We start from the raw sequence: 26,538 nt of genomic DNA on the forward strand, positions 1-26,538 counted from the left end.
AACATCATAATGTAGAGATTGACTAGAAACTGAATATACAAAAGATTGTTATAACAGTCGCAATAAATAGTAACAGAAATAATGATATTGATAAAATAGGGTGGTATTTTGCAGAATGTTTCTTATAATTAAAGAAATTTTCTGATTTTGATTGATAATGTAATCAGTTACAGTTTATAATTTAATTGTAATCCTTAAATTCTGAATTTTCAAAATGAATTTGAAGGACATTCAAGCATTAGACAAATGAAGGAGGTTTACATGAACATTACAGACGTAAGAATCAGAAAAATTGCAACAGACGGTAAAATGAAGGCGATTGTTTCTGTCACCTTTGATAATGAATTCGTAGTTCATGACATCAAGGTGATCGAGGGACAGAATGGCCTGTTCATTGCAATGCCGTCAAGAAAGACTCCTGATGGAGAGTTTAAGGATATTGCACATCCGATCAACACCCAGACCAGAGAGAACCTGCAGACTTCTATTCTGTCAGAATACGAGAAAGTAAGATCAGAAGAAGAAGAGCCCATTGTCCATGAACCCATAGCAGTAGATTAAGGTGAGAAAAAATAACCCTCGTGAGTGTGGGTTATTTTTTCGTCCCATTACACGATTAATAGATTCTAAAGGAACAGGTGCAAATACCTCTCTTTTGTCAGTGAATCAGGTGAATTTGAATTTTAAGTGTATTTTACTTCGGTGAAAGTGCAATAACCGTTGCAATCGGTTGAAATAAAGAGGAACCTAAACTATAATTAAATAGAAAATCAAAGGCTTTTGGCACAGACGTGTCGAAAGCTCATTGTCATGTCGGTGAATATTAATTGAGGTGAAATATGGGTAAATATGCATTAATTCTGGCTGCAGGAGAAGGAAAGCGCATGAAATCAGCTACTTCCAAGGTCCTTCATAAAGTCTGCGGCAAGGAAATGGTCAATCATGTGATTGACATCATGAGGAAAGCTGGTTTTGAAGATGTCAATGTCATCGTAGGCAAGGGCAAAGACCAGGTGATGGCAAAGACTTCAGACAGACAAGTGAGTTTCTCCGTACAGGAGGAGCAGCTTGGTACAGGTCACGCGGTGTTATGTGCCAAAGAGTTTCTGGAAGGAAAAGAAGGAACCGTGGCAATCTTCACAGGCGATGCGCCTCTGATCCGGGAAGAAACCGTCAAGGAGATGCTTTCCAGTCATGAAGAGGGTGCCTACAGCGCGACACTGCTGACATCCATCATCGAAGATCCTTCAGGGTATGGTCGTGTGAAGAGAGAAGGAAATGATGTGGAGAAGATCATCGAGCATAAGGACTGCACCAGTGAGGAGCTTCTGCTTACGGAAGTCAACGCCGGAATGTACATGTTTGATGTGAAGGAGCTTCTTGCAGCGCTGGAACTTCTGAAGAATGACAATGCGCAGGGAGAGTATTACCTGACAGATGTCATTGAGATCATGAGAATGAGAAACCACAAGATCGGAGCGAGCATCACAGAGTTTGATGAAACCAGAGGCGTCAATTCAAGAGTGCAGCTAGCCGAAGCGGAAGCAATCCTCAGAAAGAGAATCAACCACTTCCATATGGAAAACGGCGTCACACTCATAGACCCGAACAGCACATACATCGGCGCAGATGTTGAAATCGGCAATGACACCATCATCTATCCGAACAATGTCATTGAAGGCAGCACGATCATCGGAAGCGGGGTCACTTTATATCAGAACTCCAGAATCGTGGATTCCGTGATTCATGATGAAGTCAGTATCACTTCCTCTGTGATTCTATCTTCACAGATCGGCAGAAAGACTACAGTAGGTCCTTTTGCCTACATCAGACCGGAATCGGTCATCGGTGAGGAAGTCAAAGTCGGAGACTTTGTGGAAATCAAGAAATCCTCCATCGGCAATGGAACGAAAATATCTCATCTCACCTATATAGGAGATGCTGAAGTAGGTTCCAAAGTCAATTTCGGATGTGGTACCGTAGTGGTCAATTATGACGGTAAGAACAAGTTCAAGACAGTCATCGAAGATAATGCGTTCATCGGATGCAATACGAACCTGGTGGCACCAGTCACAGTCCATAAGGGTGCATTCACAGCGGCAGGCTCCACCATCACGGATGACGTTCCGGATGAAGGTCTGGGCATTGCACGTGCGAAACAGGTGAATAAAGAAGGCTGGGTCAAGAAAAGAAAAGAAAGCGGTAAATATTAGGAGGATAATGTAATGATTAAGCAGTACAACAATTTCAAGGTTTTTGCGGGAAACTCGCATCCTGAACTTGCAAAGCAGATTGCCGACATCCTGGGCGTTAAACTTGGCGACAATAAGGTGGGCACATTCTCAGATGGTGAAATATTTGTGGAAACCAATGAAACGGTAAGAGGATGCGATGTCTTCATCGTCCAGTCCACCAACAATCCTGTAAATGACAACCTGATGGAGCTTCTCATCATGATTGATGCATTCAAGAGAGCTTCCGCTGGAAGAATCAATGCCGTCATTCCATACTATGGTTATGCGAGACAGGATCGAAAAGTGAAGTCCAGAGACCCTATCACCGCGAAGCTTGTGGCTGACCTTCTGACCAAAGCAGGTGCTGACAGAGTTCTCACCATGGATCTTCATGCAGCACAGATTCAGGGGTATTTCAACATTCCGCTGGACCACCTGCTTGGCATGCCGATCATTGCAGATTACTTCATCAAGAAGGGATTCATGGAGAATTCCGATGTGGTTGTGGTTTCTCCTGATCTTGGTTCCGTCACAAGAACAAGAAAGCTTGCAGAAAGACTTCATGCACCGATGGCCATCATTGACAAGAGAAGACCGAAGGCCAATGTGTCTGAAATCATGAACATCATAGGGGACATCAAGGGCAAGACCTGCATTCTCATCGACGATATGATCGATACCGCCGGAACCATCTCCAATGCGGCCAATGCGCTGATGGATCTTGGTGCGGTGGAAGTCTATGCGGCCTGTACCCATGGCGTACTTTCAGGACCAGCCATTGACAGAATCAATCATAGTGCAATCAAGGAACTGGTTATGCTGGATACCATTGCACAGCCTAAGAGAGAAGATATGCATAAGTTCACCTCCTTATCCGTGGCGCCTCTGTTTGCGGAAGCCATCAGAAGAATCACAGAGGATGTTCCGCTGTCAAAGCTTTTTGATTAGAATACATTTAAAATTTAAGAAGGTCTGCAAGGTTCAGATGATGAATCCTTGCAGACCTTCTTTTATCTTTTTCAGTGCTTCAGGGATGCATCGCTTTTCTTCCGGCCAGGGCTGAAAGAATGAAAAAGAGCATACCGAACGCGAATACAATGAGCATGAAAGTGAAAACGGAATGATCCTGCGCTTCCTGAAGGCTTCCGAGGGAGGAGATTCTGTTGTTGGCGGTGACGTACCAGTAAGTGGGGGTCACTTTCGCCATGGACAGGACACTGCTGCCCAGAAGTTCCTGAGGGACGAAAACACCGCTGATGAAGGAAGGTCCCAGAGAAACCACATTACTGACAGCGGAAATGGCGTTTCGGCTCTTAAGGAGCGTTCCGATGAGGAAACTCATGCCCATGGCTGTGAAAGAGAAGACCAGAGAGTTTCCCATATGGAGAAGTGTTGGAAGATCCGGCGTGCTGCGAGGATTCACCAGGAAATAGGCTCCGTTTAAAACCGACCAGGTAAGGAGGGTGAAGATGCCCAGGGCCAGATACTTCTGGAGACTGATGCTGCTTCTCTTCAGGGGAGACACTTCGGTTCTCGCATAGAGATCCTTATCTTTCCAGACCAGCATGATGAGGCTTGTGCCGAGAACCAGGATGGAAACCAGGGAATAGGACATGTAGTTGAAATAGAATTTTGCATACCCGTCTTCTTCTTTCTGATTCTGACTCTTCACTTCGACAGGCGTTCTCTCTTTGAGGGCGGAGACGGTCTTATCCACCAGGGCTTCTTCGCTGAGGGTTTCATCTGCCGCAAGATACAGGGCTGCCGTGCTGAAGAAGCTGTTCACGGCCAGATCCGTGTAGGTGTTGCCGAAGGTGCCGGAGATGGTCTCCTTTTCCAGAATCATTTCTTGGCTGCGCATGAAGCTTTGCGTAAAGCCTTCCGGAATACGGATCACGTAGGTCACGATTCTGAAATAGAGGGCATCACTGATGGTATCCTCTTCGTCTTTCAGCTCCACGATTTCGGCGGTTTCACTCAGATTTTTGACGAATCCTCTCACAAGAGGGGTATCTTCCTCTGCGAATACGGCCACAGGCGTCTTTACGGTTTCAAAGGAGGTGTATTCTTCTTCCTGCCGGCTCCCTTGGGATGCGAACAGGAGGGAAAGTCCGAGAAAGATGCCGAGGTAGATCAGAATGCTGGGATAGTTCCTCTTGAGAACCTTCATACTCACCTTAAATACTTGCATACTTACGCCTCCTTAGGACCATGTAGGTGCCCAGACTGAACACGATGGTCATGACAAGTAGAATGAGGATGTTCATGACGTAGCGGCCCAGATCCTCAAAGTAGTACAGGGAATAGAAGGAATCCGTGATGAGGTTGACGGGGTTGATATAGGCAAGAATCGGTGCCTTGTCATAGACGATGTATTTCATCTGCGCATACATCATTCCTGCCAGAAAGGACCCTGTCATGCTCACGGTGATGATGATGGCCACTTTGAGGTTTTCTCCCTTTTTCACCAGGGAGCTTACAAATGCACCGAAGGAGATACCGGTCATGGTGCCTACGAAGGTGGTCAGTACAATGAGAAGGACACGACTTCCGAAATCAATGCCGAGAACGAATCTCAGAAACAGCAGAAGGATGCTCATATTGATCATGAGCACCAGATACGAAGCGGAAGAGCTGGCGATGAAAGCCTTCAGCTTATGAACAGGTGCCACGTTGATTCTGGCGGCTCTGTCGGAGATGTTTGCCTGAATGTCCGTCACTTCGTCCGTTCCGAAAAATGCTCCATACATGCAGCTCATGGCGATGAGAGAATAGAAGTAGTTCAGGACCTGACTGGGTGGCGCTGTCTCTTTTTCCTTTTCGGCTGTATAGGTCTTTGTGTCTTCCAGCTCTGCGAAGACAGCCTGGAGAGATTGTGGATCAGCGGCGGTGACATCTTCAATGACGGCGAAGGTCTGATTCACATTGTCCAGAAAAAGTCTCAGGATGTTCTGGGAAAAGCCGGAGGACTTCACATGAAGACGTATGGGGTTTTCAGCGGTGATGTAGCCTCTGATCTTCCCTTCTTCCAGAAGCGACTCGGCTTCGTCAAGGGAGACCTCACGGAGCGTGAGAAGGGGGTCTTCACCCGCGGAAACTTCCTTCAGCACATCTTTCAGGAAAGGGTGATTCTCATAGGAATCATCCGTCACCACTGCAGTGGGAATGGGATCAAAGCCTTCACTGGAATCCAGATTCTGGAAAGCCAGATTGAAGAAGATGGAGAGAATGATGGGGAAAGCCAGGGTCCAGAAGATCATCTCCTTCGTTCTCAGGAGTTTCTTCAGGCGGTATTTGAATATATGTCCAAACATTTCATTTCACCTCAGTCCCGAAGCTCTTTGCCTGTGATTTCGAGAAATACGTCGTTTAAAGTAGGCATTTCAGAGTAGATGTTGGTGTAGCTGATTCTCTGATTACTGAGAAATGCCAGTGTCTTCTCCAGGATACCGTCTTCCTCTTCCGACCTGAGATGGACGGTGGGGCCACTCTGCTCGACGCTGTGAACACCGGGCAGCTTTTTCAGAAGTTCGATCTGATCTGCGGAGATTTTTTCTGCTTCGAAAGACACTTTCTTCCCCAGATGAATCATGGATTTCAGTTCCTCTTTGGTTCCCGTGGCAATGGCCTTTCCTTTGTCGATGATCATGATTCTGGAGCAGATGGTTTCCACTTCTTCCATATAATGGGAAGTATAGACAATGGTGGAGCCTTTTCTGTTCAGCTCCAGGATCCCTTCCAGGATTCTGTTCCGGCTTTGAGGATCCACTGCTACGGTAGGTTCATCCAGAAAAATCAGTTTCGGCTTGTGGGCGATGCCGCAGGCGATATTCAGCCTACGCAGCAGTCCCCCCGACAGCTTTTTCGGGATGAACTTTCTGAACTCATCCAGCCCGGTGAAGGAAATCGCCTCATTGACCAGTTCCTTCCTCTTTTTTCGGTCAGGGATATAGAGGCCGCAGAAATAGTCGATGTTCTCTTCCACGGTGAGTTCCGGAAAGACTGCCACATTCTGCATGACCACACCGATATCCTTTTTCAGATCATAGGATTCCGGTGTCATTTCCTTACCGAAGATACGGATGCTTCCTGCATCGTACTTCAAGAGGGAGAGGATGCAGTTTATGGCTGTGGTCTTCCCGGATCCATTGGGACCCAGAAGACCGAAGACTTCGCCTTCTTCGATGGCGAGATTCAGGTTGTCCAAGGCGAGGAGCTTGCCGTAGCTCTTTTTAAGATTTTCCACTTCAATGATCATATTGATGTTCCCCTTCCTGTTGTTAGGATTTTCACATACATTATAGACTAAAATATCTGCAGATGGATTAAAATCACATGAATTTATAGAAGATATTTAGAAGTGGATTCATTATTATAGTATGCATTCTGGTTTAATAAGCAGGCACGAAGGAGAGTGGAAACTGGAATTTCTAAATTTTAACAGATTATAATAAGTATAATCTGTTAATAATTGCCTCGTTGCATGAATTAATTGTTAAGTATATGATTTTAGTCTGAAAATCATATATCATGTAAGTAAGTAATGTTCATTAATTATGATGAACAGAAGATCCAAGTAAAAGAAAGGGGATTTAGAAAATGGAAGGTAAAATAGGAAAGATTCTGATTGTCGATGATGATGAGAACATAAGTGAAGTGCTGAAGATGTATCTGCAGAGCTCAGGCTATGACATCAAGGTGGCAGGAGACGGTAAGGTGGCACAGGAAGTGTTTGTGGACTACAAACCGGATCTTGTACTGCTTGATATCATGCTGCCCTATATTGATGGGGTGGATGTTCTGAAGTGGATCCGAAAGGACTACGAAACACCTGTCATCATGCTCACAGCCAAAGGCGACACCTTTGATAAGGTGCTGGGACTTGAACTGGGTGCGGATGACTACATGGTAAAGCCTTTTGAACCGAAGGAAGTGGTTGCCCGTGTCAAGGCCGTCATGAGAAGATTCAACACCGACGGCGGCGGCAAGGAAGTACTGAACTTCCCTGAGCTGAACGTGGATGTGAATTCCTACAATGTGGTCTACAAGGGTCAGGATGTGAAGATGCCACCGAAGGAGTTCGAGCTTCTTTATCATCTGGCTTCCAACAAGAACAGAGTATTCACACGAGAACAGCTGCTCTGCGAGGTCTGGGGATATGACTATCCTGGAGACTCCAGAACAGTGGATGTGCACATCAAAAGACTGAGAGAAAAACTTCATGGCGGTCCCAACTGGCAGCTTGAAACTGTCTGGGGCGTAGGATACAAGTTTGAAGTCAAATAAGAAGGGGTTACGAACATGAAAAACAGTTCTCTAGTAACAAAACTGGTAGCCACCTTTGCTCTGGTGGTGACCATTGGTTATGTATTGATAGCTGTTGTTCTTTCCATGTGGTTCCAAAGTTATTTTCTGGAAAAAAACAGAGAGGATCTGGAGGAGACAACAGCGCTTGCCTCCCCCAGTGTTCCTTTGTATCTGAATAAGGAAATCGATGACACGGAGCTGCTACGCAACCTTTCTCTGATCAAAGGGGTGGAAAAGGGGGATATTCTCCTTGTGGATGCCTCGGGATATATTTTCTTTGTGACCAACGAGGCTTATGACAGCCTTGTTTTCACGAGGTTCAATTTTCCGGACAGAGATCGGCTGGTAGAGGGCAATTCCATTGAAATCAACGGGGAAATGAATCCCATAACCAATGAGGAAATGTCATTATTCATAAAGCCGGTGCGGTCCGGCATGAGCTATCAGGGAGCCATTGTCGTCTATACGCCGCTGGAGACCATAAGAGAACCGCTCAATGACATCTATGTAAGAATATGGACCATCACCGCCACGGCGGTGCTCCTTTCTGTGATACTCATCTACTACATCGCGCAGAGGATGCTGTTTAAGCCATTGGCGGAGCTCAATACCATTGCCAGGAAAATCTCCAAAGGCGAAGTCACCCAGAGAGTGCTGGTCACATCCACCGATGAGATCGGACAGCTTTCCGAGTCCTTCAACAGCATGGCGGAGTCTCTGGAGCAGACGGACAAGAACAGGCGGGATTTTCTGTCCAACATTTCCCATGAGCTGCGATCGCCCATCACCTCCATGAGAGGATTCATTGCAGGCATCCTGGATGGAATCATTCCTATGGACAAGGAGAAGTATTATCTGAAGATCGTCTATGACGAGATCCAGAGACTCACAAGACTTGTCAATGATCTGCTGGATCTTTCAGCCATGGAATCGGGAAAGTTTTCTTTCAAGCTCACGGAGCTGGATATCAATGAGATCGTGAAGGTCTGCATCAGAAGATTCGAGACGAAGATTGACGATAAGGGATTGAAGGTGAATGTAACCCTGGAGGGGGATCACCTCTATGCGGCAGGAGATCGTGACAGACTGATTCAGGTCATCACGAATCTGGTGGATAATTCCATCAAGCATTGCCCGGACAACGGCAATATCAGAATACAGACAAAAACAAAAGCCAAGAAAGTCCATGTCAGTGTCTACAATGACAGTGAACCGATTCCTGAAGAGGACATCAAGTACATCTGGGACAGATTCTATAAAGGTGACAAGTCAAGAACCAATAAAGTGTCCACGGGTCTGGGGCTGCCTATTGTCAGAAATATCATCACGCAGTTCGGTGAAGATATCTGGGTGGAAAACAAAGGCCAGGGAGTCCTGTTCACCTTCACGCTGAGCATGACTTAGGAGAGTAATATGGAAGAGAATAAGAATCTGGATAAGGAAAACAAAGTAGAACAGGATGTTCTCAAAGAGCAGACAAGAACAGGAGAAATAAGATACAGACAGGATCAGAGATCAAGAATCAGAGGAGGAGTCCTCCAGTTCGTATCCCTTTCGGTCCTGGTGGTGCTCATTTCTTTTCTGACGGCCACTTTCGTGGCTAGAAGAATTCATTCGGATGCCTTTGTTATAGATGACAACAGTGATTTTGCCCAGGTGCTCAGAAAGTCTCTGGATAATTTCGAAAGCTCCTTCTATGACAGGACAAAGATCAGAGAAGTCTACGCCAATCTTTCCACGTCACTTGTAGGTGTGACAAATAATCCCGAACTGTTTTATGAAGACGCCTATGACAATGTCTATACGGGTGTGGTCATGAATGTGCAGGGATATATTCTTGTACCTTACGGGGCGGTGGAAAATGAGGAAGAAACGGTCTATGTGAGAACCGACAGAGATAATGACAGGATCTATCAGGCCGAAGTGATAGGACGTGATGTGACCATCGGGGTGGCACTGATTCGTGTGGAGAACATCGGTCTCAGACCACCTAAATTCTCCGATTCCACCACTGTTCGTACTGCCCAGAGCGTCATCGCCATGGGGAATCCTTTTGGAGAAAGTGATCGTGGTACGGTGACATTCGGTGTCATCTCCACGGTGAACAAGGCGTTTCATACCACCACCTATGATGAGCGGGAAGTGAAGGTCTATGCCATCGAAACCGACGCCATTCTCAATCACGGGAACAATGGTGGGGTGCTTGTGAATATGGAGGGAGAAGTCGTGGGCATCAACAGCCTGAGGCTCACAGAAGGACTTCAGAGCGGCCTTGGTGCCGCCATCACCTCCAATGAAGCCAGAAGCATCACCAGAGCCTTCATCAATACAGGGGAAGAGCTTCTGCCGTTCATCGGCATCTTCGGTGATGTGATTACGGACATTCCCGACATCGGTACAGGCTTCTATGTACAGAGGATCGCGCCGGAAGGAACAGCAGACCGTGCTGGCCTGAGACCAACGGACATCATTCTCAGTATCGATGGAAATCCTATTGAGACAAGCACTACGCTGGATGACTACATCAAGACGAAAAAAGTGGGCGATGTGGTGAAAATCAGGTATCAGAGAGTGGATGAAATCATCGAAGTGGATGCCACGCTGTACGGCACTGCAGTGGATTAATAGAGCACTTACTTAAGGGACTTGCAACAGTCCCTTATTTTCATGTAAACTATGAGACTACAGGGAAAGCGGCTGCGGAACCAGTCGACATAGGACAGAAGGAACTTGCACTCAACAAATACGGGATTAAATAGTATAATAAGGAAAACAGGGAATCAGGCTGAAACAGAAGATTCCTCGTATTTTCACGCTCAGGAGGAGAAAAAAATGTACCTAATTGCAGGACTTGGCAATCCAGGGAAAGATTACGAGCATACAAGGCATAATGCAGGATTCATGGTCATGGACAGACTTGCAGAGAAGCTTGGCATACAGTTTGACAGAAATAAATTCAAAGGAAAGGTCGCGGAAGGAAGAATCGGCAGCGAGAAGGTGGTGCTGCTGAAACCCCAGACGTTCATGAATCTTTCGGGGGAAAGCATCAGAGAAGCGGCAGACTTCTACAAGCTCGCGCCGGAAGAGGTCCTTGTGGTCTTTGACGATGTGAGCCTGGAAGTGGGCAAAATCCGGATCCGTAAAAAGGGAAGCGCCGGCGGCCACAACGGGATCAAATCCACCATACTTCACCTGGCGACGGAGAATTTCCCGAGGGTCAAAGTAGGTGTCGGTGCACCGAAACATGACATGGTGAAGCATGTGCTTGGAAAGTTTTCGCAAGAGGAAGCAGAGAAGATGGAGAAGACACTCAGTGCATCGAGAGATGCCGTCATCGCCATCCTTGAAAACGGCATCGATTCTGCCATCAGTGAATACAACGGATTTATAGCGGAGTAGGTGAAATATATGAGACTGGATGGATTAAGGCAGGAGCTCTATAAGGATCAGACCTTCAAAGAGCTCCGAAATGGAATAAAAGACAGGAAATATCCCGTGGGTGTATTCGGGGTTTCGGAGTCGGCAAAGGCTTTCCTCATTTCTGCACTGTTCGGAAAAGAAAAGGATAGCCTGTTTGTTTTCGCCTCGAAAGACATGGATGCGAAGAATCTCTATGAAGACCTGCTTCTCTATGAGAGCGAGGTCTATTACTTTCCTGCAAAAGAAGCGGTTTTCTATAACATAGATGCCATTTCCGGTGATCTCCGATGGGAGAGACTGAAGGTCATGAAAGAGCTCATGAATGACAGAAAGAAGATCATCGTGACCACCATTGAAGCTCTGGCAGCGACCTATGCTCCGTTTCACTATTTCAGCGAGTATTTCTTTAAAATAGAAAAGGACATGGAAATCGACCTTCAGGACCTGGCTAAGAAACTAACCAGCTCAGGGTATGTAAGATCAGAACTGGTGGAAGGCAAAGGTGAGTTCGCCTTACGAGGAGGGATTCTTGACGTATTTCCTCCGGATGGTGTGCTTCCTTATAGAATCGAGCTCTTCGGAGACGAGATCGATTCCATCAGAACCTTCAACGCCGAGACCCAGAGAAGCATAGAACAGGTGGATTCCTTTGAAATCTTCCCGGCCAAGGAGATCATTCTGGATGAGGCGCTCATGAAAAAGGGTGCTGAAGCCATGAAAAACGAGCTGGATTCCATCATCAGAGACAAAGCCAGGAGAAAGGGCTACGACAAGGAAGCTCTGGAAAAGCTGAAGAGCCACACTGCGGCAAACCTTGAGCATCTCAAGGAAGGGATGTTCTTTGACAGCATTGATGCTTTTCTTCCTTACTTTTTTGAAAAACCATCGACGTTTTTCGATTTCATCGGCAACGGGAAGATCATCATCGATGACACGGCAAACGCTTTAGGGAAGCTGGAGTCCACTTATACGGAGTTCACGGAGGACTATGAAGCGTTTCTGGCACGAGGCGAAATCATGCCGAGCCAGGGGAAGATGCTCATAGACAAGGACTTCCTCATTGATACCCTGAGGGACGGGCAGGTCATCACCCTGAATCAGTTCCAGAAGACGGAGCGTTTTCTGCCGCCAAGATCCCTTGTGAGCTTCAACCAGATGACCATCTACAACTATCAGGGTCAGCTGGATATGCTCATCAGTGACATCAAGGAACGGAAGAAAAGAGGCTACAGAGTGGTGATTCTGGCGGGAACCCGTCCCAGGGGAGAAAGGCTTGTGGATGTCCTGAGAGACAAAGGGATTGAATCGGTCTATAAGGATACTTTAAGCACGCTGGATTATGCTAATGTAGTTATAACTTTTGGGAATCAGCTGAGAGGGTTCGAATTTCCGGATCTTAAGCTTGCGCTTATCTCAGACAAGGAAGTCTTTGGAGAAGCCAAGCGAAAGAAGAAGAAAAAAGTCAACAAAGGAAAAGGACTTGCGAAGATCAACAGCTTCACGGAGCTGAAGAAAGGCGATTACGTTGTTCATGTGAATCACGGGATCGGTGTATTTCTAGGGATCAGGCAGCTGGAAGCACAGGGTCTCATCAGAGACTATCTTGAGATCCAGTATGACAGAAACGATAAACTTTTCATTCCGGTGGAGCAGCTGGATATGGTTCAGCGCTATATCGGCACAGAAGGCAAAGACCCCAAGATCAATAAGCTTGGCGGTCAGGAATGGAGCAAGGCCAAGGCGAAAGTCAAACGCTCGGTGGATGAAATTGCGGAAGATCTGGTGAAGCTCTATGCGGAAAGAGAAAAGGTGAAGGGATACCAGTTCAGCGATGATACGGAGTGGCAGAAGCAGTTCGAGGATGAGTTTGCCTATGAAGAAACAGAAGATCAGCTGAAATCCTCTGAAGAAATCAAGAAGGACATGGAAGAGGCCAAGGTCATGGACAGGCTCCTCTGTGGAGACGTGGGGTACGGTAAAACGGAAGTGGCCATGAGAGCGGCATTCAAGGCTGTGATGGATTCAAAGCAGGTTGCTGTCCTTGTGCCCACCACCATTCTGGCGGAGCAGCACTATCACTCCTTCCGGAAGAGATTCAAGGGTTATCCCATGAAAGTGGACATGATCTCGAGATTCAGAAATCCCAAGGAGCAGAAAGAGACGCTGAGAAAACTCAAGGAAGGCAATGTGGACATTCTCATCGGAACCCACAAGATTCTCTCCAAGAGTGTTCAGTGGAAGGATCTGGGACTGCTCATCGTGGATGAGGAGCAGCGATTCGGGGTTGCCCATAAGGAAAAGCTGAAAAGCGCAAAGAAGAATGTGGATGTGCTTACACTCTCCGCAACGCCGATTCCAAGAACCCTTCATATGTCCCTTTCTGGCATACGGGACATCTCGCTCATCGAGACACCTCCGGATGAAAGATACCCCATTCAGACCTATGTGGTGGAATTCAACGAGCAGCTGGTAAGAGATGCGATCTTAAGAGAGAAGGCGCGTAACGGCCAGGTGTACTTTGTGCATAACAGAGTGGATGACATCCATGTGGTGCACAGCTATCTTTCAAAGCTGGTACCGGAAGTGGTATTTGATGTGGCCCATGGTCAGATGAATGAGAGAGAGCTGGAAAACGCCATGAAGAACTTCATGGAGAACATGACCGATGTGCTCATCTGCACCACCATCATCGAGACGGGGATGGATATACAGAACGTCAACACCATCATCGTGGACAATGCCGATAAGCTGGGACTGTCACAGCTATATCAGCTGAGAGGCAGAGTAGGCAGAACCAACAGAATCGCCTATGCCTATCTGACGTACAAGAAGGATAAGGTGCTCACTGAAGTTGCGGAAAAGAGACTTCGTGCACTGAAGGATTTCACAGAGCTTGGTTCAGGATTCAAGATCGCCATGCGGGATCTGGAGATCCGAGGTGCGGGAAATCTCATGGGAAAAGCGCAGCATGGCCAGATGTCTGTCGTAGGATATGACCTCTATGTGAAGATGCTTGATACCGCCATCAAGATGATCACCGGCGAAATCATGGAAGAAAAGGTGGACACCACCATCGACATGAAGATCGACGCCTACATTCCATCTTCCTATATTGCGGAAGAGATGCATAAAATCGAGGTCTACAAGCGTATCGCTTCCATGGAAAGCGAAGAGGATTATGAAGACATCAAGGAAGAGCTTCTGGACCGCTTCAGTGATATACCGGACTCGCTGTACAATCTCATGGACATCGCGAGACTGAAGTTCTATGCGAACCGTGCCGGCGTGCTGGAGATGAGAGATCGCGGCAGAGATATTCTGATCACCTTCGCATCTGCCGAGAAACTGACACCGGAGAAGGTGGATGTATTCCTGAAGAAGTATGCGGCAAGAACGGAGTTCCAGAGAAAGGAACCTGCCGTGGCGTTCAAAATCACGGAAAAGGAAAAATATCAGACCATGGATGCCCTGACGAAGCTCATGAAAGAGCTCATAGAGACGGACGCAGTTGCAAAAGAGGCCTAAAGCCTATATAATATTAAAATGTGTCAATGAAATGTAACATAAAGAGTTTATAATGATATGAACCAGAAAAAGAGATTAAAAAAGAGAGGGAATTAACTTGATTAGTTTAAAGAAAAAAGTGCTCACAACCCTATCTGTATCTGTATTAGCCATCGCGCTTGCAGGCTGCGGACTAGTAGAAGAAACACCTGAATCCATTGAAGGAACAGTTCTTGCGGAAGTAGGCGATGAAAAAATCACACAGAAGGATGTGGATGCGGAAGCGGTATCCTACATGGACAGCCTGAAGGTCACCTACGGGGAAGACATTCTCGAGCAGGAAGAAGGCAAGGAAGTCGTCAAGCAGCTGAAGGTGGATATTCTGAACAGCCTTGTGGAGATGAGAATCATCGACAAGAAGGTGGAGGAATCCGGTATGGAAACAGATACCGAGGAAATCACCAAAGCCATCGAAGAGAGAATCGAGCAGGTGAAGGCAGCTTATCAGGCAGAAGAAGGCGCTTATGAAAAAGCTCTGGAAGATGCGGGATTCACAGAAGAAAGCTACTATGAATTCGTAAAAGAAGATGTGATCAGACAGAACTACTATGTGAAACTCATGGAAGATGTGACAGTGACAGAGGAAGACATCAAAGCCTACTATGAAGAAAACAAGGCGGCTTTCATGACTCCGGCTGGAGCAAACATCTATCATATCTATTTCGGAACCGATGACGCCGCCAAAGCGGAAGCGGAAGAAGTGCTGAAGATGATCAAGGAAGACGGAAAAGATTTTGCGGAAGCAGCAGAAGAGTTCGGAAACGATATGTCTGCAGAAGCGGGCGGTCTTCTTGGGTACTATGCTTATGACAATCAGGAGCTTTATGCTGACTTCATGGACCATGTGAAAGTCCTTGAAGAAAATGAGATTTCCGATGTGGTGAAATCCTCAGCAGGATACCATATCATCAAGGTGGATACCGTTCAGAAGGAAGCTGTACAGCAGTCCCTTGAAGAAGTGGAAGTTGCCATCTCCTCCAATCTTCAGACAGAATTGAAGAACGAGAAGTATGCTGCCTCCATGGAAGAGTGGAAAGAAGAATACAACGTCAAGATCTACGAAGATAAAATCAGATAATGATGAAAATGCACTGCCTGTCAGCGGGTTCTCCGCTGGCAGGCAGTTTTTCTCGTGATGATTATCTCGCTTATTCAGTTTTGACAGAAAGAATAGGGGCTGCTCACGCAGCCCCTTTGATTCTGTTCAGTTTGATTTACACTAGATGGAAGTCTTTTTCTTCCTGAGTAGTGTGAATCCTGCAAGTGCAAGCATAGCGCCGAATCCGTACCAGATGAAGCTGCTCTGTGCACCGGTCTTTGGTAGTGTTGGTTTAGGTAGTGGAAGTGGTTCCACTTCTTCGATTTCCAGTATATTCACAACAGTGAGTTCTACTGTTTCACCGTCTTCATCGAGGGTGACTGTCTTTTCCTCATCGTCCATGATGTAGTCTTCTGGAGCGTAGATCTCTCTTACCGTATAGGTTCCAAGAGGTAATACGATCTCTGCGATCCCATCTTCATCAGTGGAAACTGTGTCGATGAGTACGCCGTCTTCATCTTCGATTTCAAAGATCACGTCTTCCACTGGGATGTCGAAGTCATCTATCTTCACGATACGCAGGGTTCCTCTAAGCTGTCTGTTCATGATGTTGTAGCCTTCTACGGTAGGCTCGTAACCTGAAAGGGTTTCCTCTGTTACGGTGTAGGTGTATGGGATGCCGTCTTCATCGAATTCTGGTAGGTCTGTAAAGCTGTAGAGCCATTTACCTTCTTCGTCTTCCGTAACCAGCATTTCATTGATTTCCACTCCGTTTCGAAGCAGGTTGATGGTGATGCTTTCCGGTCTGTTCAACAGATCATCCCAGGTCTTTTCACCGTTCACATTGGTGATTCCGGTTCTTGTATTCTGGATATCGAATCCTACGATGAAGGTGTTGTAGCCTTCTACAGGCAGTTCTTCGATTTCATAGAGATACTCGATTCCTTCTTCGTCGAATTCTGGAAGGTCTTCGAAGAGGTATGTCCATAGTCCTTCTACTTCTGAGACTTCCATTCTGTCGTATTCTTCACCGTTTCTCATGAGAACTACGGTGATGGATTCAGGTCTTGCTTCCTCATCTGCATCAAACCAGGTCTTTTCTCCTGCGATGTCGATGATGCCTGTTCTGAGGTTCGTGAAGGTATAGCTGCCGTCTTCGTTCATTGTCATGGTTCCCGTATATCCTTCCACTGCTTCTTCTTCCAGGAAGTATTCGATGGGGTATCCCTTATCGTCGAATTCTGGAAGGTCTTCAAAGGTGCCTTTCCATTCGTTTTCAGCATTCAGTACCAGAGCCTTCACGAATTCCATTGATTCTGAGGCCGAAGCTTCTTCTGCATCCGCTGCCAATACTTCTTCCATGTCCACTTTTCTGTATAGATTGACAGTGATTTCTTCTATCGCTCTTTCTCCGTTATCCAGCCAGATTTTTTCTACTGGAATGTCGATCATGCCTGTTCTTAAGTTGAAGATGTCAAATCCATCATAAGATGTTTCGTATCCTTGTACGGATACTTCATCTATGGTGTATTCATAAGCGATGCCCTTGTCATCGAATTCCGGAAGGTCTTCGAAGAGGTATGTCCATAGTCCGTCAACTTCTGAGACGTCCATTCTGTCGTATTCTTCACCGTTTCTCATGAGAATTACGGTGATGGATTCCGGTCTCATGCTTGTGCCTTCCTCATCCAGCCAGGACTTGGTTCCGCTTACGCTTGTGATGCCTGTTCTGAGGTTTGTGATGGTAAAGCTTCCGTCCTCGTTTTCCACGATGGAGGTGCTGTATCCATCCACTGGAATTTCTTCCAGGAAGTAGTCGATCAGGTAGCCTTTTTCGTCAAATTCAGGAAGATCCGTAAAGGTGTCTTTCCATCCATTGGCTGCGTTCAGTTCCAGTGTGTCCACTAGTACCAGCGCTACAGCCGATGGGGTGACGATTTCAGCATTCATTTCCATTGGCGGCTGACTTGTAACCTGTTTGTATAGATTAACAGTAATTTTATCTATGGTTCTTGTTCCGTTATCAAGCCAGATTTTTTCTACAGGGATGTCGATTTCGCCGGTTCTAAGGTTTGTGATGGTGAATCCGTCCACTGAGCTTGTGTAGTACTCAACGGCTTTTTCTCTGATCGTGTAGGTGATTGTCTTTCCATCTTCATCATAGATCGGTTTATCTTCGAAAATGTAGGTCCATCCTGTTTCTTTTGTGATTTCTGCTGTATCAACTACGGTTCCGTTTGCCAGAAGACTTACTGTGATGCTCGAAGGTCTGGCAGAAGGATCATCACCATCCAGCCATAGCTTTTCAACTGGAATGTCTTTGTCTCCGGTTCTGGTGTTGGTAATGGTGAATCCGCTTACTTTACCGCTGTATCCGTCGATGTTGTTCTCTGTGATTGTGTAGGTGATCTTCTTTCCGTTTTCGTCAAATTCCGGTACTTCAATGAATGTGTATTTCCACTCCATGAGGCTTGTGAGTTTCGCCTCTTCGACCTTCACGCCATTGGCAAGAAGATTGATGGTGATGAATTCAGGCCTTCCTTCAGGTCCTTCATCCTTCCAGAATTTTTCGACTGGTATATCTCTTTCGCCGGTTCTTACATTTGTGATGGTGTAACCGTCAATACTTGTGTTGTATCCGGTCACAGCTTCTTCAGTGATGGTGTAGACAATGAGTTTACCCTTATCATCGTATTTATCCAGATCCTCAAAGATGTATTCCCAGTCCATACCCGCTGTGATATCCATACTGTCCACTTTCATGCCATTGGCAAGAAGATTGACGGTGATGAACTCAGGTCTTGAAGAGGTGTCATTGTCATCCATCCAGACCTTATCCACGGATACTTCAGTTGTGCCGACTCTTACATTGGTCACTTCGAACCCGTCTACTGTTCCGATGTATCCAGGCACCTCGCCTTCAGTGATGGTGTAAGTGATGGCTTTTCCTTCTGTATCGTAGGCTGGTTTATCTATGAAAGTATGTTTCCAGCTGCCTTCAGCGGTGAGCTGAATTGAATCCACCTGGTTGCCATTTGCGAGGAGATAGATTGTAACGCTTGAAGGTCTTGCTCCAGTGGCGTTGTCATCCAACCAGATCTTTGAAACGTCGATATCGGTGGTTCCGGTTTTCGTGTTCGTTACTTCGAATCCTTTCACGTCACTCTTGTATCCTTCTACAGGATCTTCAGTGATGGTGTAAACAATAAGTTTACCCATATCATCATATTTGTCCATTTGTGAGAAGGTATACTTCCAGTCCATGTCTGCTGTGATGTCCTTCTGTGCGACTTCTTCGCCATTGGCGAGAAGATTGATTGTGACGCTGGAAGGTCTTCCTTCAGATCCGTCATCCATCCAGAATTTTTCTACTGGGATGTCGACTTTTCCTACTCGGAGGTTCGTGATGGTCAGTCCGTCGATGGTAGGGGTATAACCCGTCACGGCATCTTCGGTTACGGTATACTTGATGAGCTTACCGTTTTCGTCATATTTATCCAGATCTTCAAAAGTGTGTTTCCAGCTCATTAACGAAGTGAGTTCAACAGAATCGATTTTCACTCCGTTGGCAAAGAGGTTGAAGGTGACGCTTGGAGGTCTGCCGGATGGGTCGTCTCCGTCTTTCCAGAGCTTCATGACTTCCACATCGGTCAAAGCTGTTCTTACGTTTGTCACGGTGAGTCCGTCGATGGAGGTTTCATACCCATCAACAGGAGCTTCCTTCACGGAATACTTGATGAGCGTGCCATCATACTTTGTCTTTGGAAGATCCTCGAATGTGAAATTCCAGTTCGGGCTGTATACTGTCTGTGTTCGTACAGCGACTGGATCATCATCTGCATATAAATAGTAGGTTAAGGATGATGGTCTTCCGGATGTGTCGTTGTCATCTTTCCATACTTTAGTTACTTTGATGTCCGTCATTGGTGGTGTATAAGTATTCTTGATTGCAATGGTAAACACTTGAACACCTTCAACTAAAGTCGGGCCGGTCACATCCACTGATGAGCTGTAACCTTCTCCCAGGTTGACTTCTTTTGCGGTATAGGTATAGATTCTTCCTATATTATCTGTGAAGTCAAGATCTGAAATGGTCTTTGTAGGATTTTCGGTTGTCAAAGTGAATGCATTTCCCACAGGTGCGTAGGTGGTGTCGTCTGCATCTTTCAGTTTTCTGTAAAGCTGAATGGAAACATCATCCATGGGACCATTTTCCCAGGTCTTGCTGACCTCGACTTTTGCTCTAGGTATATGAATGGTTAGTGTTCCGTAGATCCAGTGTCCCAGACCCTGCTCGGATTCGTAGGTAATAGCATAACTGCCGCCGGTTACGCCGAGCTTCAGGATTTCGCTTAACGGGAATTCAAAAACACTCAAATGAGCATCCTTGGTGTTTCCTTGCGTCTCATTGGGATAGTAAGTCTTATCTACAGTCACGGTATCACCGGGATCGAATGCAGTGAAAGTGGTGGATCTGTAAGAGTTTCCTCCGTTTGCCAGTACGATCGCTTCTGCATCATGGGTGCTTTCAACCATAAGATATACAGTGGAGCCGTAGGTCCAGAATGCTTTGGCATAAGTGTGGTCATTGATCGAAGTGCCAGTGATGTCTGCATCGAGAATGATGTTATTCTGTACATCATATGGATAAGAGGTATCCGCAGCATTGACTTTAACCGCACCAGGGAAAACCATAGCGAATGCAATGAAAAAACTTAAGAGTGACCGAAGTGTTTTGCCGACTTTCATTATTTTCACCGTCCTTTGTTTAGTGTGTCGAAATATGACAGATATGAACGCTTGAATGGCTGTTCATGGTGTTTCGCATGAGGTTGTTGAAGATTCCTTCTGTTCACACTGTCACCTTATACCCATATTCTACTTTATTCGACATAGCTTATCAATATTAATTGAATCTGAAAAGATAATTATTAATAATTAGACGATAAATTTACGGTGAATTCATCGTAAACATGTGATGATTTATAGCAGAGAGGCATATAGTGCGATTAAGATGATGCGCATTTCAATAAATTAACAATATTATTTAATATTTTATTAACTTTACACGCATTTTCTTGTTATTTTTAATATTCGAATATAATTGAGAGGCTAATAATAATGTTTTGTAAACTAAAACCGATTTGTATTAAATATAATATGAAACAATTATTTAAGATAGTGTCAAAAAATTATCACTATAAGTTTATTGCTATTTTTATAATTATAATTAATATTATGCAATTACATGGATAATGATTATCAATTAAATGCAAGGATTTTAATAGAATGATAAAAGCTGGAAGCGTGATACTCCTTGGATTATCAAACAAATACTGGATATTTGCTGTACAAAGATGATGAAACTTAAGAAAAGATGCCTGTTCTTTTCGAAGGCAGATTGTATGAGCATTAAAGGTGTTTCTGATCTGTTTTTTTGTCATGACACCTGAATCCGGGTGTTATGATTCTGCGGGATCTGCAGGAAGGCTTCATAAAAATGTGTGCTGTGATATAATTGTCCTAGTATATTTGTACGGTCTGTACAAAATAAGCAGAGGTGAAAAGATGATACATATCGTTGGTTTAGGTCCAGGGAATATTGATGCGCTCACAATGGGTGCGGTAAAGCTGCTTGGTGCATATCCGCTTTATCTGAGAACGGAAAAGCATCCCACAGTGAATTATCTGATGGAAGAGGGGATCGCTTTTGAAACATTTGACTTTCTGTATGAAGAGGCAGAGAAGTTTGAGGATGTCTATGAAGGGATCAAAGAGAAGATTCTCGCTCTTGCAGGAAAGGAAGAACTTGTCTATGCGGTGCCGGGGCATCCGCTTGTAGCTGAAAAGTCTGTGATTCTTATTATGGAAGCCTGCAGAAAAGCGGGGATCGCTTATAAAATCTATCCATCTGTAAGTTTTGTGGATACCATGCTGGAAGCCCTTGAGATTGATCCCATCAGTGGTCTGCGCATCGTGGATGCGTTGACGATAGAAGAGGAGACTCCGGATTTTTCCAAAGGTAGCATCATAACGCAGGTGTTCTCGCCGTATATGGCGAGCAGGGTGAAGATTGCCCTGGGGCAGTATCTGGATGATGAAGATGAAATCATCTATGTAAGAGCAGCGGGAACCGAAGAAGAGGTTCTGAGGCGGATTCCGCTTTATGAGCTGGACAGGCAGAAAGATGTGGATGATCTGACGAGCGTATATGTTCCGCCATTTAAAGGAAGGTATGATTTCTACAGCTTCATGAGGATTGTTGAAAGACTTAGAGACCGCGACAGTGGTTGTCCCTGGGATATGGAGCAGACCCATGAATCTCTCAGAAGATATCTTATTGAAGAAAGCTATGAAGCGCTGGAGGCGGTGGATCTTAAAGACTATGACGCTCTGGCGGAGGAGCTGGGTGATGTGCTTCTTCAGATTCTGCTTCACGCAACCATCGGAAAAGAGGAAGGGGAGTTCACGGTGCATGATGTGATTCGCGCAGTATCGGAAAAGATGATCTACCGTCATCCTCATGTGTTCAACAAGGAAAAGGAACTTACTGCGGATGAAGTGCTGGTCCAATGGGAAGAGCTGAAGAAGAAGGAAAAGAGTGAGGAATCTCTCAGTGACTCGCTCAGCGGGATCTCGAAATACTATCCGAGTCTCTCCAGGGCGGAGAAAATCCAGAAAAAAGCAAGGAAATACGGGTTTGACTGGGATGAGATTTCCTTTGTATTCAATAAGGTAGAGGAAGAGATTGAGGAAATCAAGGAAGCTATGGAGGAAAAGGATCCGGAAAAGGTGGAGAAAGAGCTGGGAGATCTGCTCTTTTCGGTGGTGAATCTCTCGAGGTTCCTGGAGGCGGATCCTGAGCTTTCGCTGAACAGAACTTCAGATAAGTTCATCCGTAGAATTCGCAGAATGGAAGAGCTTTTATTGGCTGAGGGACTCACTTTTAAGGATCTTCCCCTCGAAGAACTGGACAAATACTGGGAAATAGCGAAAAAAGATGAAAAAAATTAAAAAAAACGCTTATAAATAAAGGGTTTCAGGGTTTTTAATAGAATAATAACAGTAGATTCCATTATAAAACAAAAACAAGGAGGAATTTATTGTGAACAAAGCTGAATTAATCTCTGCATTAGCTGAATCAACCAGCTTCACCAAGAAAGATTCTGAGGTTTTCCTGAAGGCATTTCTTGACACAGTGGTTGGAACACTTGAGAAGGGTGACAAAGTTCAATTAGTTGGATTTGGTACCTTCGAAGTAAGAGACAGAAAAGAAAGAGTTGGAAGAAATCCAAGAACGAAGGAAGAAATCAAGATACCAGCATCAAAGGTACCTGTTTTCAAACCTGGTAAAGAATTCAAAGAAAAGGTGAACGTTGTTCCTAAGAAGAAGAAGGCAGCACCTAAGAAGAAAAAATAACTATAATCAGAAACATAGTATTAAAGATGTAGGGAATTCGATTCTTCTACATCTTTTTTCATCTTATGCAATGAAATGGCTTCTGGAACAGGGCTATATTCGTTGAAAATCGAAGTTTTGCTTCACATTAGAGCAATCAAAATATATAATATACACAATGAATGAAAACTATGTTTATTCATGAAGAATGAGGTGAAGAAGTTGAGACTAGATAAATTCCTGAAAGTATCCCGGATCATCAAGAGAAGAACAGTGGCAAAGGAAGCCTGCGACGGAAAGAGAGTTTCCATCAACGGGAAGATCGCCAAGGCGGGTTCTGAAATCAATGAAGGGGATATCATAGAAATTACATTCAAGGAAAAAGGAATCAAAGCGAAAGTGCTGAAAATACAGGAGCATGTAAGAAAAGAAGAGGCATCTGAGATGTATGAGATTCTGGAAGGTGAAGAAGATACAGACGAAGAAGGCGAATAAAGCGTCTTGAAGTTTGGAGGAATACCATGAAAATCGGGAAAGTGTTCGTAAGAGTGTTTCTGATACTGTTTGCAGGTGTCATTGTTTTTACGGTATATAGACAACAGGTCATGATGAATAATATCGAAAAGAATATCGCGCTGCAGCAGGAAGAATTAGTAAAAGTTATGGAAGAGAACGAAAAACTGACTAATTTGGTAGACAGCACCCGGACGGAAGACTATACTATAAGAAGTGCCAGAAGTAGGCTGGGTTTATTAAGACCAGGTGAAATTCCGGTAATTGACTCGTCAGGAGACTGATTGGGTTTCATTATATACTTTATTTATTTAAAATTTAAGGAGGATTCTTATTAACATGACCTTAGAGGTAGGAAACATTGTAGAAGGAACTGTAGTAAATATTACTAACTTTGGAGCTTTCATAGATCTGAACGGAAAGACGGGCTTAGTCCACATTTCAGAGGTAGCTGATACCTATGTTAAAGACATCAAAGAATTTATCAAAGAAGGCGACAAGGTACAGGTCAAAATTTTAGGAATTGATGATAATGGAAAAATCAGTCTATCCATAAAGCAGGGCGTCGCAATAGAGCAGAAAAGATCATCCAGACCTGCAGAGGTTGAGTGGACTGCTCCAGAAAAGAAGAAGCCTGCATCCAGTGATTTTGAAGATATTATGTCTAAATTCATGAAAGAAAGTGAAGAAATCATGTCTGACTACAAGAAGAAGCAGGAAGTCAGAACAAAAAATAGAAAAGGGTAAACCCTAGTCTATCAAAGAGAATAATGAGAGTGGAAAATAATACCTGGTTTGCCCAGGTATTATTTTTATTTTTAATGTTGACAAGGCATAGACCATGATATATAATTAATTTTGTCGCTGAGATGAGGCGGCAGCATATGTGGCGGAATAGCTCAGCTGGCTAGAGCATTCGGTTCATACCCGAAGGGTCGCAGGTTCAAGTCCTGTTTCCGCTACCATTTCTTTTATATATGCTGGAGTGGCGAAACTGGCAGACGCACAGGACTTAAAATCCTGCGGTAGCGATACCGTACCGGTTCGATTCCGGTCTTCAGCACCAACTTAATTTAATATCGCGGGGTGGAGCAGTTGGCAGCTCGTCGGGCTCATAACCCGAAGGTCGTAGGTTCAAGTCCTACCCCCGCTACCATTGAGAAACAGTCTGATGTGTCAGGCTGTTTTTTCGTATGTGGAATTCCGGCTTTGTAAACAGTGCTTCATTGAAAGTTCACAGCGGGATTTCCTGATCGTGTTATAATATTCACGAAAAAATGGAAAGGAGCGAATAAAGATGAAACAGGCAATGCTTGCGATTGAGGTCAGACAGCAGCATTATCAGCCAGTGCTCAGTATCAGAACGCGTACGGACGTTACCCGTCTTCCTGACCTTATTGCTGATTCCTACAGCAGAATCGGTGCGTACCTGAATGAGCTTGATATCGAACCTGAAGGGGCTCCCTTTATTGCGTATTATAACCGGGATATGAATGATCTGGATGTGGAAATGGGGTTTCCTGTGGATGATGTGATTCCTGGAGACCGTGATATGTGTCCGGGAGAGATTGAAGAAGGCAGAATGGTCACCTGTATGTATGTGGGGCCTTATGAAGGTATGAAAGAAGTCTATGGTGAGATGCACAGATATATCGAAGAGAAGGGTCTTCAGACCAAGGGACCAGCTTATGAAACATACTATAATTCTCCCGAAGAAGTGGAGAATCCGGAAGAGCTCATGACTAGAATTGACTTACCGGTATATTAGAATTTGACCGACAGCACCAGTGCTGTCGGTTATCTGTTATTAGGGGTGACATATTCTCTCTTAATGATACAATAGCAATAATGTAAAAAATACACATTTTGGAGGAGATATGAAAGTAATGATTGTTGGGGCAGGCAAGCTGGGTGTGAAACTGGCCGAAGCCATGACCAATGAAAATATGGGTTCTGTTCTTTTGCGTTAGAAAGGAGAAATGGGTCATGGAAATCAGAGAGTTGAGTATTGACGAAGTGGAGGAAGCACTTCTTCTTATTAAGGAAGTGTTTCTTGCAACGGAAGCGAAAGAATGCACTCCTGGAGGTGTCAGTGTCTTTCTTGATTCGCTTAAAGTATCTGATTTCATTGCCATGATCAGGGAGGAGCAGTATATTCTGCTAGGGGTTTTTGATGAAGAGGACCGCTTTGCGGGTGTGCTGGGTGCAAGGGGTGGATTTCTTGCGTTGCTCTTTGTAAGTCTGGGTTGTATGGGTCGGGGTTACGGGAAAAGACTATACAGGTTCTATGAAGATAGACTTCTTTCTGGTGAGGTGGCTTATAGTAAGATTTCAACAAATTCTTCCCTTGGTGCAGTATCTTTCTATGAGAAGTTGGACTTTTACTCTACAGGTGATCAAGAGCAGATTCATGGGATTCCTTTCGTGTCCATGGAGAAGATGCTTTCTCGTGAAGATGGATACACCATATCAAAGACCTGAAAGAAGGAAAAAGATCAAATAAATCAAACATTAGCATTCAGATCAAGGGGGCTGGGTGCTTTTTCTTATGGTTGTATGCACAAGAGGGTATGAGGAGCCTCTTAAGAGAGTATGGTTTAAGTTGAGTTAAAGAGAATCGAGTTTTATCGCTTCTCATTCAGGTATAAAGATGCAATATTTCAGTTAAAGACAGTTCGGATTGGATTCTTCAATAATTTTGAGTGAAACGATGGTAATTCGATCTATTAATTAACGTGATACATAAATAAAAGGACCAGAGAAAATCACTGATGATTTCCTCCGGTCCTTTTATTTTCGGCTATAACACTTCTTACATCCAGAGTGCAAGAACAAGTGCAACTGCTGATATGCCTAGGGTGCTGACTCCTAAAGTCTTATACTGCTTTGGTTTCTGGTATTCCATCAGGTTTCTGTTTTTCTTCGGCACGGATTTCATCTTTGCCAGAGTGAAGAAACTAAGGACGAATATGCCAAATGAGCATGCAGCGATGATGAACAGAAATGCACGCAGTATTTCTCTTAATTCCATAATGTACCTCTCCATTTCCCATTGGGACAAG

Annotated in this window: 21 protein-coding genes and 3 tRNA genes; 19 read left to right on the plus strand and 5 right to left on the minus strand. The window is 44.9% G+C overall.

Features of this window, described 5'->3' with window-relative positions; genetic code table 11:
- Nucleotides 1-261 precede the first annotated feature (261 nt).
- The 3 genes from spoVG to ACHAL6_RS08605 all read left to right on the plus strand — a co-directional run bounded on the left by spoVG (nt 262) and on the right by ACHAL6_RS08605 (nt 3,182).
- Entirely contained in the window at nt 262-561 is a 300-nt protein-coding gene (gene spoVG, locus ACHAL6_RS08595) for a septation regulator SpoVG (protein WP_395270089.1), read from the plus strand.
- 278 nt (nt 562-839) lie between these two features.
- Nucleotides 840-2,213 (plus strand): bifunctional UDP-N-acetylglucosamine diphosphorylase/glucosamine-1-phosphate N-acetyltransferase GlmU, encoded by a 1,374-nt coding sequence (gene glmU / locus ACHAL6_RS08600; RefSeq protein WP_395270091.1) that lies wholly within the window; start codon nt 840-842, stop codon nt 2,211-2,213.
- A 12-nt stretch (nt 2,214-2,225) separates the two neighbouring features.
- Nucleotides 2,226-3,182: a ribose-phosphate diphosphokinase gene (locus ACHAL6_RS08605; protein ID WP_395270093.1), complete on the plus strand. Its 957-nt coding sequence runs from the start codon at nt 2,226-2,228 to the stop codon at nt 3,180-3,182.
- Between the two features lie 79 nt (nt 3,183-3,261).
- On the opposite strand, the gene ACHAL6_RS08610 is transcribed toward ACHAL6_RS08605, so the two are convergent.
- Genes ACHAL6_RS08610 through ACHAL6_RS08620 form a run of 3 tightly spaced genes read right to left on the minus strand, consistent with a single transcriptional unit; the run spans nt 3,262 to nt 6,492 of the window.
- A complete protein-coding gene (locus ACHAL6_RS08610; protein WP_395270095.1) occupies nt 3,262-4,425 on the minus strand; it encodes an ABC transporter permease in 1,164 nt (387 codons plus the stop codon).
- Nucleotides 4,412-5,548 (minus strand): ABC transporter permease, encoded by a 1,137-nt coding sequence (locus tag ACHAL6_RS08615; protein ID WP_395270097.1) that lies wholly within the window; start codon nt 5,546-5,548, stop codon nt 4,412-4,414. The genes ACHAL6_RS08610 and ACHAL6_RS08615 overlap by 14 nt, the downstream gene beginning before the upstream one ends.
- An 11-nt stretch (nt 5,549-5,559) precedes the next feature.
- Nucleotides 5,560-6,492 (minus strand): ATP-binding cassette domain-containing protein, encoded by a 933-nt coding sequence (locus ACHAL6_RS08620; RefSeq protein ID WP_395270099.1) that lies wholly within the window; start codon nt 6,490-6,492, stop codon nt 5,560-5,562.
- A 341-nt stretch (nt 6,493-6,833) separates the two neighbouring features.
- Here ACHAL6_RS08620 and ACHAL6_RS08625 point away from each other — a divergent pair, with 341 nt between their 5' ends.
- From ACHAL6_RS08625 to ACHAL6_RS08650, 6 genes are all read left to right on the plus strand, one after another.
- Nucleotides 6,834-7,520: a response regulator transcription factor gene (locus ACHAL6_RS08625; RefSeq protein WP_207599522.1), complete on the plus strand. Its 687-nt coding sequence runs from the start codon at nt 6,834-6,836 to the stop codon at nt 7,518-7,520.
- A gap of 15 nt (nt 7,521-7,535) precedes the next feature.
- Nucleotides 7,536-8,945: an ATP-binding protein gene (locus ACHAL6_RS08630; RefSeq protein ID WP_395270100.1), complete on the plus strand. Its 1,410-nt coding sequence runs from the start codon at nt 7,536-7,538 to the stop codon at nt 8,943-8,945.
- 9 nt (nt 8,946-8,954) lie between these two features.
- The gene (locus ACHAL6_RS08635; RefSeq protein ID WP_395270102.1) at nt 8,955-10,166 is read left to right on the plus strand and encodes a S1C family serine protease; all 1,212 of its coding nucleotides are present in this window, start codon (nt 8,955-8,957) and stop codon (nt 10,164-10,166) included.
- 207 nt (nt 10,167-10,373) lie between these two features.
- Nucleotides 10,374-10,940 (plus strand): aminoacyl-tRNA hydrolase, encoded by a 567-nt coding sequence (pth, locus tag ACHAL6_RS08640; RefSeq protein ID WP_395270104.1) that lies wholly within the window; start codon nt 10,374-10,376, stop codon nt 10,938-10,940.
- Between the two features lie 9 nt (nt 10,941-10,949).
- Nucleotides 10,950-14,486 (plus strand): transcription-repair coupling factor, encoded by a 3,537-nt coding sequence (gene mfd, locus ACHAL6_RS08645; protein WP_395270105.1) that lies wholly within the window; start codon nt 10,950-10,952, stop codon nt 14,484-14,486.
- Between the two features lie 97 nt (nt 14,487-14,583).
- Nucleotides 14,584-15,603 (plus strand): peptidyl-prolyl cis-trans isomerase, encoded by a 1,020-nt coding sequence (locus ACHAL6_RS08650; protein ID WP_395270107.1) that lies wholly within the window; start codon nt 14,584-14,586, stop codon nt 15,601-15,603.
- A 141-nt stretch (nt 15,604-15,744) separates the two neighbouring features.
- Here the strand turns inward: ACHAL6_RS08650 and ACHAL6_RS08655 are convergent, their stop codons facing one another.
- The gene (locus ACHAL6_RS08655; RefSeq protein ID WP_395270109.1) at nt 15,745-20,313 is read right to left on the minus strand and encodes a Cna B-type domain-containing protein; all 4,569 of its coding nucleotides are present in this window, start codon (nt 20,311-20,313) and stop codon (nt 15,745-15,747) included.
- An 819-nt stretch (nt 20,314-21,132) separates the two neighbouring features.
- Between ACHAL6_RS08655 and mazG the strand changes: the two genes are divergently transcribed.
- The 10 genes from mazG (at nt 21,133) to ACHAL6_RS08705 (ending at nt 25,957) form a co-directional block, all read left to right on the plus strand.
- A complete protein-coding gene (gene mazG, locus ACHAL6_RS08660) occupies nt 21,133-22,578 on the plus strand; it encodes a nucleoside triphosphate pyrophosphohydrolase (protein WP_395270110.1) in 1,446 nt (481 codons plus the stop codon).
- Nucleotides 22,579-22,669: 91 nt separating this feature from the next.
- The gene (locus ACHAL6_RS08665; RefSeq protein ID WP_395270111.1) at nt 22,670-22,984 is read left to right on the plus strand and encodes an HU family DNA-binding protein; all 315 of its coding nucleotides are present in this window, start codon (nt 22,670-22,672) and stop codon (nt 22,982-22,984) included.
- Nucleotides 22,985-23,185: 201 nt separating this feature from the next.
- A complete protein-coding gene (locus ACHAL6_RS08670) occupies nt 23,186-23,458 on the plus strand; it encodes an RNA-binding S4 domain-containing protein (protein WP_395270113.1) in 273 nt (90 codons plus the stop codon).
- 26 nt (nt 23,459-23,484) lie between these two features.
- Entirely contained in the window at nt 23,485-23,760 is a 276-nt protein-coding gene (locus tag ACHAL6_RS08675) for a septum formation initiator family protein (protein ID WP_395270114.1), read from the plus strand.
- A gap of 55 nt (nt 23,761-23,815) precedes the next feature.
- Complete coding sequence (locus ACHAL6_RS08680; RefSeq protein ID WP_395270116.1) at nt 23,816-24,223, plus strand: S1 domain-containing RNA-binding protein; 408 nt, start codon at nt 23,816-23,818, stop codon at nt 24,221-24,223.
- Between the two features lie 141 nt (nt 24,224-24,364).
- Nucleotides 24,365-24,441 (plus strand) — tRNA-Met (locus tag ACHAL6_RS08685).
- A 14-nt stretch (nt 24,442-24,455) separates the two neighbouring features.
- Nucleotides 24,456-24,542 (plus strand) — tRNA-Leu (locus tag ACHAL6_RS08690).
- Nucleotides 24,543-24,556: 14 nt separating this feature from the next.
- Nucleotides 24,557-24,632: transfer RNA gene (locus tag ACHAL6_RS08695), tRNA-Met, on the plus strand.
- Nucleotides 24,633-24,773: 141 nt separating this feature from the next.
- Nucleotides 24,774-25,244: a GyrI-like domain-containing protein gene (locus tag ACHAL6_RS08700; protein WP_395270117.1), complete on the plus strand. Its 471-nt coding sequence runs from the start codon at nt 24,774-24,776 to the stop codon at nt 25,242-25,244.
- Between the two features lie 218 nt (nt 25,245-25,462).
- Entirely contained in the window at nt 25,463-25,957 is a 495-nt protein-coding gene (locus ACHAL6_RS08705; protein WP_395270119.1) for a GNAT family N-acetyltransferase, read from the plus strand.
- A gap of 331 nt (nt 25,958-26,288) precedes the next feature.
- Here the strand turns inward: ACHAL6_RS08705 and ACHAL6_RS08710 are convergent, their stop codons facing one another.
- Nucleotides 26,289-26,507 (minus strand): hypothetical protein, encoded by a 219-nt coding sequence (locus tag ACHAL6_RS08710; RefSeq protein WP_395270120.1) that lies wholly within the window; start codon nt 26,505-26,507, stop codon nt 26,289-26,291.
- Nucleotides 26,508-26,538 lie beyond the last annotated feature (31 nt).

The organism is Proteiniclasticum sp. C24MP (genome assembly GCF_043951855.1).
Taxonomy (GTDB): domain Bacteria; phylum Bacillota; class Clostridia; order Clostridiales; family Clostridiaceae; genus Proteiniclasticum.

Bases quoted from the DNA above. Each gene is read 5' to 3' on its own strand.
- ACHAL6_RS08625 (WP_207599522.1), top strand. From the start codon at position 6,834: ATGGAAGGTAAAATAGGAAAGATTCTGATTGTCGATGATGATGAGAAC.
- ACHAL6_RS08680 (WP_395270116.1), top strand. From the start codon at position 23,816: ATGACCTTAGAGGTAGGAAACATTGTAGAAGGAACTGTAGTAAATATT.
- ACHAL6_RS08705 (WP_395270119.1), top strand. From the start codon at position 25,463: ATGGAAATCAGAGAGTTGAGTATTGACGAAGTGGAGGAAGCACTTCTT.
- ACHAL6_RS08615 (WP_395270097.1), bottom strand. From the start codon at position 5,548: ATGTTTGGACATATATTCAAATACCGCCTGAAGAAACTCCTGAGAACG.
- mazG (WP_395270110.1), top strand. From the start codon at position 21,133: ATGATACATATCGTTGGTTTAGGTCCAGGGAATATTGATGCGCTCACA.
- glmU (WP_395270091.1), top strand. From the start codon at position 840: ATGGGTAAATATGCATTAATTCTGGCTGCAGGAGAAGGAAAGCGCATG.
- mfd (WP_395270105.1), top strand. From the start codon at position 10,950: ATGAGACTGGATGGATTAAGGCAGGAGCTCTATAAGGATCAGACCTTC.
- ACHAL6_RS08675 (WP_395270114.1), top strand. From the start codon at position 23,485: ATGAAAATCGGGAAAGTGTTCGTAAGAGTGTTTCTGATACTGTTTGCA.
- ACHAL6_RS08605 (WP_395270093.1), top strand. From the start codon at position 2,226: ATGATTAAGCAGTACAACAATTTCAAGGTTTTTGCGGGAAACTCGCAT.
- ACHAL6_RS08700 (WP_395270117.1), top strand. From the start codon at position 24,774: ATGAAACAGGCAATGCTTGCGATTGAGGTCAGACAGCAGCATTATCAG.
- ACHAL6_RS08655 (WP_395270109.1), bottom strand. From the start codon at position 20,313: ATGAAAGTCGGCAAAACACTTCGGTCACTCTTAAGTTTTTTCATTGCA.
- spoVG (WP_395270089.1), top strand. From the start codon at position 262: ATGAACATTACAGACGTAAGAATCAGAAAAATTGCAACAGACGGTAAA.
- ACHAL6_RS08630 (WP_395270100.1), top strand. From the start codon at position 7,536: ATGAAAAACAGTTCTCTAGTAACAAAACTGGTAGCCACCTTTGCTCTG.
- ACHAL6_RS08620 (WP_395270099.1), bottom strand. From the start codon at position 6,492: ATGATCATTGAAGTGGAAAATCTTAAAAAGAGCTACGGCAAGCTCCTC.
- ACHAL6_RS08710 (WP_395270120.1), bottom strand. From the start codon at position 26,507: ATGGAATTAAGAGAAATACTGCGTGCATTTCTGTTCATCATCGCTGCA.
- pth (WP_395270104.1), top strand. From the start codon at position 10,374: ATGTACCTAATTGCAGGACTTGGCAATCCAGGGAAAGATTACGAGCAT.
- ACHAL6_RS08610 (WP_395270095.1), bottom strand. From the start codon at position 4,425: ATGCAAGTATTTAAGGTGAGTATGAAGGTTCTCAAGAGGAACTATCCC.
- ACHAL6_RS08635 (WP_395270102.1), top strand. From the start codon at position 8,955: ATGGAAGAGAATAAGAATCTGGATAAGGAAAACAAAGTAGAACAGGAT.